The 13574-nt window shown below is 33.8% G+C and carries 15 protein-coding genes; 7 read left to right on the top strand and 8 right to left on the bottom strand.

Going from position 1 to position 13574, the window contains the following annotated elements; genetic code table 11:
* The first annotated feature begins 92 nt into the window (after nucleotides 1-92).
* The 3 genes from AC3E9W_RS10460 to AC3E9W_RS10450 all read left to right on the top strand — a co-directional run bounded on the left by AC3E9W_RS10460 (nucleotide 93) and on the right by AC3E9W_RS10450 (nucleotide 2628).
* Nucleotides 93-1247, top strand: a complete 1155-nt coding sequence (locus AC3E9W_RS10460) for an MFS transporter (protein WP_488768296.1) — start codon at nucleotides 93-95, stop codon at nucleotides 1245-1247.
* A gap of 42 nt (nucleotides 1248-1289) precedes the next feature.
* Nucleotides 1290-2222 (top strand): peptidylprolyl isomerase, encoded by a 933-nt coding sequence (locus AC3E9W_RS10455; RefSeq protein WP_456893638.1) that lies wholly within the window; start codon nucleotides 1290-1292, stop codon nucleotides 2220-2222.
* Nucleotides 2223-2313: 91 nt separating this feature from the next.
* The gene (locus tag AC3E9W_RS10450; protein WP_488768295.1) at nucleotides 2314-2628 is read left to right on the top strand and encodes a cytochrome c; all 315 of its coding nucleotides are present in this window, start codon (nucleotides 2314-2316) and stop codon (nucleotides 2626-2628) included.
* Nucleotides 2629-2723: 95 nt separating this feature from the next.
* Here the strand turns inward: AC3E9W_RS10450 and AC3E9W_RS10445 are convergent, their stop codons facing one another.
* The 3 genes from AC3E9W_RS10445 to AC3E9W_RS10435 all read right to left on the bottom strand — a co-directional run bounded on the left by AC3E9W_RS10445 (nucleotide 2724) and on the right by AC3E9W_RS10435 (nucleotide 5060).
* Entirely contained in the window at nucleotides 2724-3116 is a 393-nt protein-coding gene (locus AC3E9W_RS10445) for a GreA/GreB family elongation factor (RefSeq protein WP_306157020.1), read from the bottom strand.
* A 370-nt stretch (nucleotides 3117-3486) separates the two neighbouring features.
* Nucleotides 3487-4041: a thioredoxin family protein gene (locus AC3E9W_RS10440; protein ID WP_488768294.1), complete on the bottom strand. Its 555-nt coding sequence runs from the start codon at nucleotides 4039-4041 to the stop codon at nucleotides 3487-3489.
* A 125-nt stretch (nucleotides 4042-4166) separates the two neighbouring features.
* Nucleotides 4167-5060: an alpha/beta fold hydrolase gene (locus AC3E9W_RS10435; protein ID WP_488768293.1), complete on the bottom strand. Its 894-nt coding sequence runs from the start codon at nucleotides 5058-5060 to the stop codon at nucleotides 4167-4169.
* A gap of 126 nt (nucleotides 5061-5186) precedes the next feature.
* On the opposite strand from AC3E9W_RS10435, the gene AC3E9W_RS10430 reads away from it, so the two are divergent.
* Nucleotides 5187-5522 carry a tRNA-binding protein gene (locus AC3E9W_RS10430; protein ID WP_306157015.1) on the top strand — a complete coding sequence of 112 codons (336 nt, stop codon included), beginning with the start codon at nucleotides 5187-5189 and terminating at the stop codon, nucleotides 5520-5522.
* 181 nt (nucleotides 5523-5703) lie between these two features.
* On the opposite strand, the gene AC3E9W_RS10425 is transcribed toward AC3E9W_RS10430, so the two are convergent.
* The 4 genes from AC3E9W_RS10425 to AC3E9W_RS10410 all read right to left on the bottom strand — a co-directional run bounded on the left by AC3E9W_RS10425 (nucleotide 5704) and on the right by AC3E9W_RS10410 (nucleotide 9451).
* A complete protein-coding gene (locus AC3E9W_RS10425; RefSeq protein ID WP_488768292.1) occupies nucleotides 5704-6249 on the bottom strand; it encodes an RBBP9/YdeN family alpha/beta hydrolase in 546 nt (181 codons plus the stop codon).
* Nucleotides 6250-6272: 23 nt separating this feature from the next.
* A complete protein-coding gene (locus AC3E9W_RS10420; RefSeq protein ID WP_488768291.1) occupies nucleotides 6273-7100 on the bottom strand; it encodes an alpha/beta hydrolase in 828 nt (275 codons plus the stop codon).
* Nucleotides 7101-7235: 135 nt separating this feature from the next.
* The gene (locus tag AC3E9W_RS10415; protein ID WP_306157030.1) at nucleotides 7236-7604 is read right to left on the bottom strand and encodes a PUR family DNA/RNA-binding protein; all 369 of its coding nucleotides are present in this window, start codon (nucleotides 7602-7604) and stop codon (nucleotides 7236-7238) included.
* Nucleotides 7605-7672: 68 nt separating this feature from the next.
* Nucleotides 7673-9451 carry an ABC transporter ATP-binding protein gene (locus AC3E9W_RS10410; RefSeq protein WP_488768290.1) on the bottom strand — a complete coding sequence of 593 codons (1779 nt, stop codon included), beginning with the start codon at nucleotides 9449-9451 and terminating at the stop codon, nucleotides 7673-7675.
* Between the two features lie 203 nt (nucleotides 9452-9654).
* Here AC3E9W_RS10410 and AC3E9W_RS10405 point away from each other — a divergent pair, with 203 nt between their 5' ends.
* The 3 genes from AC3E9W_RS10405 to yajC all read left to right on the top strand — a co-directional run bounded on the left by AC3E9W_RS10405 (nucleotide 9655) and on the right by yajC (nucleotide 12366).
* Nucleotides 9655-10761, top strand: a complete 1107-nt coding sequence (locus AC3E9W_RS10405) for a Glu/Leu/Phe/Val family dehydrogenase (protein ID WP_306157007.1) — start codon at nucleotides 9655-9657, stop codon at nucleotides 10759-10761.
* Nucleotides 10762-11068: 307 nt separating this feature from the next.
* Nucleotides 11069-11980, top strand: a complete 912-nt coding sequence (nusB, locus tag AC3E9W_RS10400) for a transcription antitermination factor NusB (RefSeq protein WP_488768289.1) — start codon at nucleotides 11069-11071, stop codon at nucleotides 11978-11980.
* Between the two features lie 110 nt (nucleotides 11981-12090).
* Nucleotides 12091-12366 carry a preprotein translocase subunit YajC gene (gene yajC, locus AC3E9W_RS10395; RefSeq protein ID WP_306157003.1) on the top strand — a complete coding sequence of 92 codons (276 nt, stop codon included), beginning with the start codon at nucleotides 12091-12093 and terminating at the stop codon, nucleotides 12364-12366.
* Between the two features lie 626 nt (nucleotides 12367-12992).
* Here yajC and AC3E9W_RS10390 read toward each other — a convergent pair.
* Nucleotides 12993-13571, bottom strand: a complete 579-nt coding sequence (locus tag AC3E9W_RS10390) for a YdeI/OmpD-associated family protein (RefSeq protein ID WP_488768288.1) — start codon at nucleotides 13569-13571, stop codon at nucleotides 12993-12995.
* Nucleotides 13572-13574 lie beyond the last annotated feature (3 nt).

The following is a 13574-nucleotide window of genomic DNA, read 5'->3' as shown; positions in this document are numbered from 1 at the left end:
AAAAATAAAATTTTATATATTTTTTAAAGTTTTGCTAAAGATTAGATTGGTATTTTTGCAAAATGAATTTATCAAAAACTAATGTACTGTTTATGGCAGTTTGCACTGGTCTTATAGTTGCAAATCTTTACTACTGCCAGCCTTTGATTGTTTTAATTGCCAACGAATTTAAAATTCCTGAAGCCAGCGCTGGAACCATAACCTATCTAACTCAGGCAGGTTACGCTATCGGACTATTTTTTATGGTGCCGCTTGGTGATAAAATAGAACGTAAAAGGCAGATTTTAATGACCACTTTTGCCACTGTAATTGCTTTATTGATTGCAGCAACGGCCAAAAGTTTTCTTGTTTTACAAATTGCTTCATTGCTAATCGGTATTACATCGATTGTACCGCAGCTTATTTTACCTTTGGCGGCTTCTTTGAGTGCGCCAGAACAGCGTGGAAAAGTTGTCGGAACTATTATGAGCGGACTTCTTGTCGGAATTTTGCTTTCGCGAACGTTAAGCGGTTTCATAGGTCAGGTTTTAGGTTGGAGATCGATGTTTTATATCGCAGCCGGAATTTGTCTTTTGATCTTTTTTGTCATTCAAAGTAAATTTCCATACAACAAACCACAGTTTCAAGGAACATATGGACAGCTGATTCAGTCACTGTTTACCCTTATCAAAACACAGCCAGTTTTGCGTGAGGCCACAGCAATCAATGTTTTCAGCTTTGCTCAATTTGGAGCTTTTTGGACTACAATGGTTTTATTGCTTTCTGGAGAGCCGTTTAACTTTAATAGTGCTACAATTGGATTATTTGGAATTGTTGGTGCATCTGGAGCTTTAGCAGCGCCTTTGGTTGGAAAATTGGGAGATAAAGGAAATTCTAGAATTGCAGTTGGTTACGGCTGTTTATTGGTGTTAATAAGCTTTTTGATTTTTTATTTTGCTTTAGAAAGCGTAATCGGAATTGCAATCGGAATTGTGTTTATTGATATAGGAATTCAAGGCGTTCACATTTCAAATCAGACTAGAGTGTATTCATTATTGCCTGAAGCTAGAAACAGACTAAACACGGTATTTATGTCGCTTACCTTTTTAGGAACGGCTGCAGGATCTGCTTATGGTTTGTTATTATGGAAACTAGGCGGATGGCATGCCGTAACAATTGGCTGTATGGTTTTATCTGCGCTGTCATTAACAATTTACGCACTTACATATAAATCAAAATCTAAAAAACAGAAAGCGCAAATTGATTAAAAAATTAATTTGTAAATTTGCTTTCAAATTAAAAATAACAACATGGAAAACGGAATATACGCTAAATTCAATACTAGCAAAGGTTCAATTTTAGTAAAATTGACACACGATTTGACGCCAGGAACTGTAGGAAACTTTGTTGCTCTTGCAGAAGGAAATATGGAAAATAAAGTAAAACCTCAAGGACAAAAATTCTACGACGGATTAACTTTCCACAGAGTAATTGCAGATTTCATGATTCAAGGTGGTTGCCCAAAAGGAACAGGAACTGGAGATCCAGGTTATAAATTTGATGATGAATTTCACCCAAGTTTAAAACACGATCGTCCGGGAGTACTTTCTATGGCAAACTCAGGACCTGGAAGTAACGGTTCTCAATTTTTCATCACTCACGTTCCAACTCCATGGTTAGATAATAAACATACTGTTTTTGGACACGTTATAGAAGGTCAGGATATTGTTGATGCTGTTGCTCAAGGCGATAACTTAGAGTCTGTTGAAATTATCAGAGTAGGAGAAGAAGCTCAAAAATGGAATGCAATTGAAGCTTTCATTGGTTTAAAAGGTGCTCGTCTAAAAAGAGAAGCAGCTTTAAAAGCAGAATCTGAAGCAAAAATGGAACAATTGGCTGCTGGTTTTGATAGAACAGAAACAGGTTTACGTTACAAAATGATTCAAAAAGGAGACGGTAAAAAAGCTGAGGCTGGAAAAACAGTTTCTGTTCACTACGAAGGATCTTTAGAAAACGGAAAAGTTTTTGATTCTTCTTACCCACGTAAAAAACCAATCGAATTCAAATTAGGAATTGGACAAGTTATTGAAGGATGGGACGAAGGTATTGCTTTATTGCAAGTTGGAGACAAAGCTCGTTTTGTAATTCCATCTGATTTAGCTTACGGACCAGCAGGTGCAGGAGGAGTAATTCCACCAAACGCAACTTTGATTTTTGACGTTGAATTAATGGACGTAAAATAAGAATTTAGAACAATTTTAAATTGTCCTTATAAGCAATCCCATGTGCCACGGCATATGGGATTTTTTTATATTTACTAAAAAACCAAAGACAATGAAAAAATATGTAATCCTGACAGGATTGGCTTTAGCATTAGCTTCATGCGGAACAAAAAAAACGACAGCAGTTGCAGAAACCAAAACGACAGCTCCAGTTGAAACAGCACAAGTTGCAGCAGCATTAACACCAGAATTAGCAGAAGGAAAAAATCTCTATGAGAATAGTTGCGCAAGATGCCATAAATTGTACGAACCAAAACAGTTCACCAAAGAAGATTGGGCGCCAATTTTAGTAAGCATGCAGAAAAAAGCAAAGTTAGATGATGTGAAAATGGCATCAATTACCAATTACATTCATTCCCAATTATAATTGGCTCAAAAAACAAAAAAACTGTTCAATCGAACAGTTTTTTTGTTTTTTGATAGATATAAAAAAACACCTTCAAAAAATGAGGTGTTTTAAATTTAAGAATGATGTACAGCTGAATTATCGACAGCTATTACTTTTAAAGTTTTGATACCAGCAGGCATTTCCCAGTCTACCTGATCATTTTCTTTAAAACCAATAATAGCAACACTTAATGGCGCTAGAATTGAAATTTTAGATTGCTTTATATCTGCTTCAGAAGGTAAAACGATCTGAATCTTCATTTGTTTGCCAGCTTTTACATCTTCAATCGTTACAAAAGAATGGACGCGAATCACTGAATTTAAATCGCTTTCTTTGCTTATTACAGCACGATCTAATTCTTGCGAAAGCTGATTGGCTTCTTTTGTATTAGTTTCATTTTTGTTTTTTAAAATCAATTCTCTTAAAAATTGATAATCTGCTTTGCAGAAAGTCGGTGTTGGTTTCATATCTATCTGAATTTTATTGTTGTACTAATTATGTGAATAATTTTTTAGAAAAGTTTGTTGTGTAAACTTTTTAAATGTTTGTTTTTGAAATTTATAAAATGAGAAAAAACAAAAAATATCTGACCAATTTGATTTTGTCAAATAATTTTAAGTATTTAAAATCTGGTAAAAATCCTCCGTCAAAAAGAAGAAAAAAGTGAAGTAGACGGAGGCCTAAAAAATAAAGGCCTTATTATGCGAAATAATTACAGCAGCAAGCGGTTCTGCTATGCAAAACGGCTTTATAGAGGCTGTAGATGGTATTGTATTTCTCATAAAGATGACTAAACTGATTTACAAAAGTACGAAATCTTTTTAAATTAATGCGTAATTACTTCCATTTTATGCCGCAACCTAAGCTTGGTTTCTGTGGTTCTTTTAAACTTCTGTTATAAATTAACGCATCAATTGCGCCCCTAAGATCGCTTCCGCTAAGCGGAATCCCGTTGCCAGGTCTTGAATCGTCTAGTTGGCCACGGTAAAACAATTTGTCTTGACTGTCAAATAAATAGAAATCTGGCGTACAAGCTGCCTGATAAGCTTTAGCCGTTTCTTGGCTTTCATCATATAAGTAAGGGAAATCGATTTTGTTTTCCATAGCAAAATCGGTCATCAATTCTGGACCATCTTGCGGATATTTTACAGCGTCATTGCTCGAAATCGCAATTACGCCAAGTCCCTGCACGCGGTAATCATTGGCGATCATTACAATTTCTGTAATTACATGGTGCACAAACGGACAGTGATTGCAGACAAACATCACCAAAGTGCCTTTAGAACCTTTTAAATCTTCAAAAGAAAAAGTATGGTTTGAATTGGTATCTTTTAGATAAAATTCAGGAGCAATTGTTCCCAATGGAAGCATTGTTGATTCTGTTCGTGCCATTTTATTTGAAATTTGATTTTCAAAAATAGCTTTAAAAATCTGTAAATAAAAGAGCACAAGAATAAAAATATCCAAAGAAAGCAGTTAGCTGTATCAGCTTGCTTCTTTGGATACTTTTTTATTTTTTATGAATTTAAGAATTGCAGTAAATCCTCATTCAGTTTTTCTCTGTCGGTATAAAATAAGCCATGTGGCGCTCCTTCATATTCTATATAAGTGTTGTTTGATATAGATTTTGCCGCTTTTCTAGAAGTAAGATCAATAGGGACAATTTTGTCATCGTCTCCGTGAATGATCAGAACAGGAACTTTTATAAAATCCAATTCGTCTCTAAAATCAGTATAAGAAAATGATTCTGCACATTTTAAAGTAGCACGCGGAGAAGCCACTGAACATAAAGCTCTATAGTATTCCAGTAAAGGCGTGCTTAAAGGTTTATTGATAATATTAACGCCGAAAAATGTTTTTCCAAAATTATCTATAAATCCGATTCGGTCTTCTTTAAGAGCTGCCGCTGTATTGTCGCTTTTCTCTTTTGGATGCCCATCAGGATTGTCGTGAGTTTTTAAAAGGAATGGAATAATAGAAGAAATCAAAGCAATTTTAGAAACGTTTTTTCCGCCATGGCGGCTAAAATAGCGAACAACTTCTCCGCCACCCATTGAGAATCCGACAAGTGTAACGTCTGTTAATTCCAATTGTTCGATAATTTCCTGAAGATCATCTGTTAAAGTGTCATAATCGTAACCGTCCCAAGGCTGAGAAGATTTTCCAAATCCGCGGCGGTCGTAGGCAATTACTCTAAAATTATTTTGTACTAAATGATCAATCTGATATTCCCACATTTCATTAGAAAGAGGCCAGCCGTGAATCAAAATTACCGGTTTTCCCTGACCGTAATCTTTAACATAAAGCCTTACATTTTGTGCGACTTCTATGTATTTATCGGTATGAACCTGTTTTAAATTAGATTCAAAATCTTTGATTGACATGCATGCATTTGGTTCAGTATGTTCCATGTTATATGTTTTTTACGTTTAAGCTACTAGTTTCTATAGTAAAATTAGCCCGTTAGTAAAAGAAATGGGTTATAGAATTAGGCGCATTAATTACAAAATTTATAGGTTTGTAATAAAAGCATAAATATGGATTTAACTTGGAATGAATTTGAACGAACCGACATGCGTGTCGGAACCATTATAGAAGTAAACGATTTTCCCGAAGCGAGAAAACCAGCCTTTCAGCTGACAATTGATTTTGGTTCTGAAATAGGCATCAGAAAATCTTCGGCACAAATAACCAAAAGATATCAAAAGGAAGATTTAGTAAATCGTCAGATTGTGGCTGTTGTCAATTTCCCGAAAAAACAAATCGGAAAATTTATGAGCGAATGTTTGGTTCTTGGTGCTGTAGGCGAGGAGGGAGATGTAATTTTACTGGCTCCCGATTTTAAAATAGAAAATGGACTGAGGATTGGGTAGTTTTCAGTGTTCAGATTTTTAGTGTTCAGTTCTTGGATCATTAATATTTTAATTGAATTGTCACCCTGAGCGAAGTCGAAGGGCGTCCCTATTGGCAAGGGCTTCGACTCCGCTCAGCCTGACAAATCTCCAAACTGAGCACTAAAAAACTGAGCACTAAAAAACTGACCACTGAATACTCTTAATTTATTTTAGAAAGAAACTCACGTAAAATCTCCTGTCCTTCTTCCCAATATTTTAGATCAGAATCGGAGTTAATGTGACCTTGTTTTCCAACGTTTACAAAATCACTTCCCCATTTTTCTGCGAAGAATTTTTTCCTTTCGAATAAAGAATAAGGATCGTTTTCGCTTGCTACCACAACCGATGGAAAAGGTAATTTGTAAAGTGGCATTGGCGAAAAATTTCTTGTACATTCTGGTGTGTGCTCAGGCGAATCTACATCTGCTGGAGCTACTAAAAATGCTCCAATAATATTTGGATTATTATATTTTTCTGCCCAATGCAAAACCAATGACACGGCTAAACTGTGCGCAACTAAAATGGTTGGTTTGTCCAGTTTCAAGATATTCTCGTTTAGTCTTTCAAGCCATTCTTCTCGAATCGGTTCGTCCCAATTATCTTGTACAACGCGAATTGAATTTTCGAATTTTCGATGCCAAAAAGTTTGCCAATGTTTTTCTCCAGAATCTCCAAGTCCTGGTATAATTAATAATTGTGTCTCCATTGCCGTGGATTTTTATTTAGTGATTATTTTTTACGTTCTTTCAAAATTCGGTTGACTTCATTAACCAAAAGCGGAAAACCAGGTTCTGTCATTCCGTGGCCGTAACCGTCCAATTCATATAATTTAGTTTGCGTATGCCCAACCAATTTCATCATTCTAGCCATATAAGCGTTTTCTTCATAACGTCCAAGCATTTCCAGTTCGCGGTCTCCTGTAATTAACAATATTGGCGGAGCATCGGCGCGAACGAAATATAAAGGAGCAAATTCGTCAATTGTTGGCTGTTTTTCTGGAATTCCATTTTCTCTTCTAATTTCAAAATGCGTAATACATTGACTGCTAAACGGGATAAGTCCTGCAATCGAATTAGCATCGATATTTTCTTTTTGAAGCCATTTTTTATCTAAACCAATCATCAAACTTAAATAGGCTCCAGCAGAATGTCCAGAAACGAAAATCTGAGATTTATCGCCACCATAATTGGTAATATTATTAAAAGCCCATGCGACCGCTGCCGCAGCATCTTCAATGCATTTTGCGGCTTTTACTTTTGGAGAAAGTCTGTAGTTAACTCCGATTATAGCAAAACCTTTATTTTTTAAAGCTTCAGGAATTTCTTTGTTTCCGCCAGTTAATCCGCCGCCGTGAAACCACACAATTGTCGCAAATCCAGTTTTATTTTTTGGATAATAAAGATCTAAAACACATCTTTCGTTAATGTATTTGTCTGCTTTATTTGCTGATGCATTATAATATTGAATGTTATTTTTCGTTTCATATTCTATATGCTGTGCAGAAAGAGAAATTGCGAAGAAGAAGATGAAACTTAAAAGAAGAATTAATTTTTTCATTTTGAAATATTTGAATTGAAATTACTGAAGAAATCTAAAATTTACATTCTAAAATCTAAAATTAGAAATTTAAATATATAAAAAAAGTCCAAAATGCAGAACAAATTGGACTCTTATATATGTAGATGATTTTGATTAAATATCGTCAAAATCAATATCTGTAAAACTAGATCTTTGGCTTTCAGCCTTCTCAGAGCTATATTCTTTTTTGAAATCTTTTTGGTGTCTTTCAGAAATTACTTCTTCTCCTTTGTGGTTTAAAACATAAGAAGTCATTTCTTCTAAGATTTCAGCAAAAGCACTAAAATCTTCTTTGTATAAATAGATTTTGTGTTTTTTGAAGTGAAAAGAACCATCTTCCTCAGTAAATTTTTTGCTTTCGGTAATAGTAATGTAATAATCATCAGCTTTGGTAGCTCTCACATCAAAGAAATAAGTTCTTCTTCCTGCTCGTAATACTTTAGAAAAAATCTCTTCTTTTTCTAACATGTCATTTTCTCTCATAATACGTTCTATCATTTTTGGAATTAATAGTACTCAAAAATCATAAAAATTTATCTATTACGCAACAATTAAAGTAATTCTTTTTCCGAAAGTTGTTTTAAATATAACGCTGCATAATATCCTTCTTGATTTATTAATTGATTATGAGAGCCTTGTTGAATTATACGACCATCTTCGAGGATAATAATTTTGTCTGCATTCTTGGCAGATGATACTCGGTGACTTACAATTATGGTCGTTTTATCTTTAGAAATTTCAAATAAATTATTCAGAATCATTTCTTCGGTTTCGGTGTCAACTGCTGACAAACAATCGTCAAAAAGCAAAATGGCAGGATTTTTAATAATGGCCCTTGCAATCGAAACACGCTGTTTTTGACCTCCCGAAAGTGTAATTCCTCTTTCTCCTAAAACGGTGTCGTACTGTTTGTTAAATGCAATAATGTTGTCATGAACTACGGCATTTTTGGCTGCTTCAAAAACCTCTTCATCCGTTGCATTTTGATTTCCGAATTTGATATTGTTTTTAATTGTATCCGAAAAAAGGAAGGCATCTTGAGGCACGATTCCTATATTGTTTCGAAGGTCATTTAAGTTTAAAGTGCTAATTTCGTTTTCATCAATTTTAACTTCACCATCCGTTACATCATATAATCTCGAAATTAAAGAGAGAATGGTTGATTTCCCAGAACCTGTTTTTCCTAAAATGGCTAATGTTTCTCCTTTTTTTACTGTAAAAGAAACATTTTTCAATGCTTCAATATTGGTATCTTGATAAGTAAAAGAAACATTATCAAAAGTAATATTTCCTTCGATTTCTGATGAATTTTCGTTGTTGTTTTTGATTTCTGGTTCGATTTTCAAAAATTCGTTCAAACGTTTTTGAGACGCTTCAGCTTCCTGAACCATAGACGAAACCCAACCTAAAGAAGCAACTGGCCAAGTCAGCATGTTTACATATAATATGAACTCGGCAATGGTTCCGATATTCGGAATGCTACCATTTATATACATAACACCTCCAAAATAAATGACAACCAGATTACTGATTCCAATAAGGGCAATCATCAACGGACCAAATAAAGACTGTACTCTTGCCAGGCTTAAACTTTTACGTTTGCTTTCTTCTGCCAGATCCACCATATTATTTTGATGCTGATTTTCTAATGAATACGCTTTAATAACTCGAATTCCAGAAAAGATTTCCTGAGTAAAACTTGAAACTTTAGAAAGATATTGCTGAAAAGTGGTGCTTCGTTTGTTAATTTCTGAACTCAATTTGAAAATACAGTACGAAAGAATCGGCAATGGCAATATAGTATATAAGGTAAGAAGTGGCGATACATTATACATATATAATATAACGATCGCAAAACGAATAAATGTATTGATAGTATACATTACAGCTGGCCCCACATACATACGAACTTTTGAAACGTCCTCGCTAATACGATTCATCAAGTCTCCCGTTCTATTTTGTTTGTAAAAATTTTGAGAAAGATTTTCGTATTGTCTGAAAACTTCATTTTTCAAGTCAAACTCAATATGGCGTGACATTACAATTAAAGTCTGGCGCATTAAAAACGTTAGAAATCCAGCAACAATTGTTGTTCCGATGATAAGCAACACATTATGAATAAGATCCTGACGAAACGTGGCAATAACAACTTCAGACTTTTGATCGGTTGGAGATAGCTTATCAAAATTTTCAATAGCGTTTAAAGACTTACTGATAAGCTTTGGAGTGAAAAGAGAAAATATTTGTGCGATTATAGTGATTAAAATACCTAGCGAAAAACTATATTTATATTTGACGAAATATTTATTTAAATAGCTTAATTCTTTCATTTTTTTAAGAAATCTGATATTGAATTGATTTGTATTTAAGAATTATTATTAAATAAATTTATAATAATTTGCGATTTAATCAAAACAATTATATTGTAAAATTGTTATTTTAAGGATAAAAAATTAGCACATGTGTATTTTTTAATTATGTTTGAGAAGTCTTTTTGACGAATTCATAATTTTAACTAATTTATACTAGCGCTATGGATGCAACTTTCGCAACTGGAAAGGAACTTCAAAAAATGGATCCTGTTTTTGGTCAGTTATCTTTTGACGATCACGAACAAATTGTATTTTGCAATGACAAAGATACAGGTTTAAAAGCAATTATTGGTATTCATAATTCGGTTATGGGGCCAGCTTTGGGAGGAACCAGAATGTGGAATTACAACACAGAATGGGAGGCTTTAAATGATGTTTTACGTCTTTCGAGAGGTATGACTTTTAAATCGGCTATTACTGGACTGAATATTGGTGGAGGTAAAGCAGTTATTATTGGTGATGCTAAAACGCAAAAAACACCTGAGTTAATGCGTAAGTTTGGTGAGTTTGTTCACTCATTAAGCGGAAGATATATTACTGCAGAAGATGTCGGAATGGAAACAAAAGACATGGATACAGTAAGAGATGTAACTCCTTATGTTACGGGTATTTCTGAAGAAAGAGGTGGTTCTGGAAATCCTTCTCCAATTACAGCTTACGGTGTTTATTTAGGTATGAAAGCCGCTGCTAAAAGTCAGTTTGGAACTGATGTTTTAGATGGAAAAAAAGTTTTGGTCCAAGGAATCGGACACGTTGGAGAAACTTTGGTTGAATATTTAACTAAAGAAGGAGCACAGGTTACTATTTCTGATATTAACGAAGAAAAATTATACCAAGTTGCTTCAAAATACAACGCTACAATTTATACTGGTGAAGATTTGTATACTGCAGATGTTGATATCTATGCGCCATGTGCGATGGGAGCAACAATCAACGATAATACAATCGAAAAAATTAAAGCTAAAGTGATCGCTGGTGCTGCAAACAATCAGTTAGCAGATGAGAATGTTCACGGAGCTAGATTGACAGAAAGAGGTATTTTATATGCTCCAGATTTCTTAATCAATGCAGGTGGAATTATCAATGTTTATGCTGAATTGGCTAACTACGGTAAAGCTGAAATCATGAGTAAAACAGAGAATATCTACAATACTACTTTAGAAATTATTGATTTCGCTGCTAAAAACAATATCACAACGCATAAAGCGGCACTTACAATTGCTCAAAACCGTATCGATCAGAGAAGAATCGAGAATGCGGCTAAGTAATTAAGTGTTCAGTTTTTGAGTGTTCAGTTTAATGCTCAATTTTACATAAAATAATATAAAATCTCAGTCTTCAGTTTTTCTGAAAGCTGAGATTTTTTTATTTCTACAACTAAGTAAGACTAAGTTCAATACTCAAAACTGACCGCTCAAAAACTGATTACTGACCACTTTTTACATAACTTTTCTCAAAATAAACGTTTTTTTAATGTGTAAATTTTAAAATACGCATCAAAAGTTATACTTTTGCAGACTAATTTTTAAATGTTCTTACACGGTGGTAAATAGAAGACACATACGCGTTAAAGTAATGCAATCCATTTATGCAATGCATCAAAGCGGTTCTGAAAACATGGAAAAAGAAGAGAAATTTCTTTTCTACAGCATTGATAATATTCAGGACTTATACCTTATAATGCTTTCTTCATTGATAGAAATTTGTAAAAAAGAATCTGTTTTTTTACATCTGTCAAGTAAAAAACACCTTGCTACTGCAGCAGAACGTAACCCAAATGAAAAATTTGTAAAGAACAAAATTTTTCAACTTCTTGCCGAAAGCAATTCTCTTAGTATCGCTTTAGAAAATCGTAAAATCAATAACTGGTCTTTAAACGACGATTATATTATTTTGCTTTTAAATGATGTTAAAGCAAGCGATATCTACAAAAAATACATGAGCAATAATGTAAATACATTTGAAGAAGACAGACAATTTATCATTGAGTTGTTTGAAAATGTTATTGTTCCAAACGAAAAATTATACGAGTATTTGGAAGATGATAAATTGACTTGGGTTGATGATATTCCGGTTGTAAATACTCATATTGTTAAACAATTGAAAGCAATCAAAACAGAAGATCCAGACGATTTTAGAGTGCCAAAATTGTACAAAGATGTTGAAGATAAAGATTTTGCAAAAGATCTTTTTAGAAGAACAGTTTTAAACGAAACTGCTTTTGCTAAAGAATATGAAGATAAAACGCCAAACTGGGACAGTGACCGTATTGCTGAAATTGATACGATTATCTTGAAAATGGCAATTTGCGAGTTTATTAAATTTCCTTCAATTCCAGTAAAAGTAACTCTTAACGAATATTTAGAAATTGCAAAAGAGTATTCTACACCAAAAAGTAGTATTTTTATCAACGGAATTTTAGATAATTTGGTTAAAGAACTTACTGCCAATAAAAAGATGGTAAAAGTAGGTAGAGGGTTGATGTAGAATTTTAAAATTCCAAAAAATAAATTCCAAATTCCAATACTTGTCACTCTGAGCGGAGTCGAAGAGCCAAAAGAAAAATATTAAATATAAATCAAAAACAAATTTAAATTATGGGACAATTATCTCAATTTGCGCCATTCCTTTTAATGTTCGTGGTAATCTATTTCTTCATGATCAGACCACAGCAAAAAAGAGCGAAAAACGAAAAAGAATTTGAAAGCAACCTTAAAGTAGGTGACAAAATAGTTACAAAAAGTGGTTTCCACGGTAGAATCGCTGAATTAGCAGAAACTACTGTTGTAATCGAAACCATGTCAGGAAAATTAAAATTAGAGCGTTCTGCTATTTCTTTAGAATTAAGCGCTGCTTTGAATAAAAAAGCGTAAGCTTTTTAAAATTCCAATAAAATTTAAAAATCCCAAATTCCAATTTTGAAGTGGAATTTGGGATTTTTTTTGTCTTGTTCAAATAATCGCATTGTAGGTCTTTACGAGGAACGAAGCAATCTCATTTCGGATGTTTTTGACGAACTTGATCAGTGTGGTTGCTTCGTTCCTCGCAATGACAATACTTTGCGTAGAAAAAAAACCTTTGTCAAAGTTTTAAACTTTGACAAAGGTTTACTGTTTAAATTCATTATGGAATTTCTAGTGTGATCCTTCCTTCGTCAGGATAACAAACTGCATCGAAATATTTTGCGTTAGACGCACAGCAGTGCGTTTCTACGATCAAACTTTGCGGACATTGCCTTCTCAAAATCTTCGCGTTCTCTGCGAAAATCCTTTGCTCCCGATAGCTATCACGACTGCATTAAATCTTTTTCACTCGGCAAAACTATGTGTTAGACGCACTGCGGTGCGTCTCTACGTCAATCTTTGCGGACATTGCCTTCTTAAAAAAACTTAGCGTTCTCTGCGAAAAAACCTTTGCGCTCTTTGCGTTAAAACTCTTCAACAGCTCGCATGATGACAACAGTATTGGAATTTGGAATTTTAAAAATTTGGAATTTGATTTATCGATATTTATCATTCAGCCCAACATTCGACAAAATCATCGGCATCACTTTCTCAATTCTCGTAAGTTTGGTCTTTTCCTGTTTTGCCGATTCTATATATTCTAAAAACTCATATTGCTTATAAGGAGCAAATTTTTCAAAAGCTTCTTTTAGAGCTGGGTTTTGTTCCATTTCTTTATTCAGCAGTTCAGAAATAATAGCTTCTTTTTTAGCAGGTTTTATTATTTTTCCTTGCTTTTCGTTTTCGATAGCTTCGTGAATGTATTCTAAAATATCCTTTTCGTTTATTTCTTCTTTTGATTTAAAACGCCATTGACGCAACGACTTTGTTACTTCCTCCTGAGCGTTGATCAGTTTTTTCTTTTCATCTTTCAAGAAAACACCATTATAAAACCAAATGGTAAAATAATCTTTAAAACCGCCGAGACCAATAACATTTTTTTTATTGAAAACATACACAGGTGCTCCCCATTTTACAGTTTCAATAAGTTCAGTTTTATCAATAATTGATTTAAGAAGAAGAATTTCTTCCTCCCACTGATTCATTTTGTCCCAAACGTTTTTTTTCTCAGGCATTGC

It is taken from the genome of Flavobacterium sp. 38, from assembly GCF_057799715.1.
This window is presented reverse-complemented; position numbering and strand designations above follow the sequence as displayed.

Bases quoted from the DNA above. Each gene is read 5' to 3' on its own strand.
- AC3E9W_RS10390 (WP_488768288.1), bottom strand. From the start codon at position 13,571: ATGCCTGAGAAAAAAAACGTTTGGGACAAAATGAATCAGTGGGAGGAA.
- AC3E9W_RS10430 (WP_306157015.1), top strand. From the start codon at position 5,187: ATGGATTTAACTTGGAATGAATTTGAACGAACCGACATGCGTGTCGGA.
- AC3E9W_RS10410 (WP_488768290.1), bottom strand. From the start codon at position 9,451: ATGAAAGAATTAAGCTATTTAAATAAATATTTCGTCAAATATAAATAT.
- nusB (WP_488768289.1), top strand. From the start codon at position 11,069: ATGCAATCCATTTATGCAATGCATCAAAGCGGTTCTGAAAACATGGAA.
- AC3E9W_RS10405 (WP_306157007.1), top strand. From the start codon at position 9,655: ATGGATGCAACTTTCGCAACTGGAAAGGAACTTCAAAAAATGGATCCT.
- AC3E9W_RS10450 (WP_488768295.1), top strand. From the start codon at position 2,314: ATGAAAAAATATGTAATCCTGACAGGATTGGCTTTAGCATTAGCTTCA.
- AC3E9W_RS10415 (WP_306157030.1), bottom strand. From the start codon at position 7,604: ATGAGAGAAAATGACATGTTAGAAAAAGAAGAGATTTTTTCTAAAGTA.
- AC3E9W_RS10420 (WP_488768291.1), bottom strand. From the start codon at position 7,100: ATGAAAAAATTAATTCTTCTTTTAAGTTTCATCTTCTTCTTCGCAATT.
- AC3E9W_RS10460 (WP_488768296.1), top strand. From the start codon at position 93: ATGGCAGTTTGCACTGGTCTTATAGTTGCAAATCTTTACTACTGCCAG.
- AC3E9W_RS10440 (WP_488768294.1), bottom strand. From the start codon at position 4,041: ATGGCACGAACAGAATCAACAATGCTTCCATTGGGAACAATTGCTCCT.
- AC3E9W_RS10455 (WP_456893638.1), top strand. From the start codon at position 1,290: ATGGAAAACGGAATATACGCTAAATTCAATACTAGCAAAGGTTCAATT.
- AC3E9W_RS10445 (WP_306157020.1), bottom strand. From the start codon at position 3,116: ATGAAACCAACACCGACTTTCTGCAAAGCAGATTATCAATTTTTAAGA.
- yajC (WP_306157003.1), top strand. From the start codon at position 12,091: ATGGGACAATTATCTCAATTTGCGCCATTCCTTTTAATGTTCGTGGTA.
- AC3E9W_RS10425 (WP_488768292.1), bottom strand. From the start codon at position 6,249: ATGGAGACACAATTATTAATTATACCAGGACTTGGAGATTCTGGAGAA.
- AC3E9W_RS10435 (WP_488768293.1), bottom strand. From the start codon at position 5,060: ATGGAACATACTGAACCAAATGCATGCATGTCAATCAAAGATTTTGAA.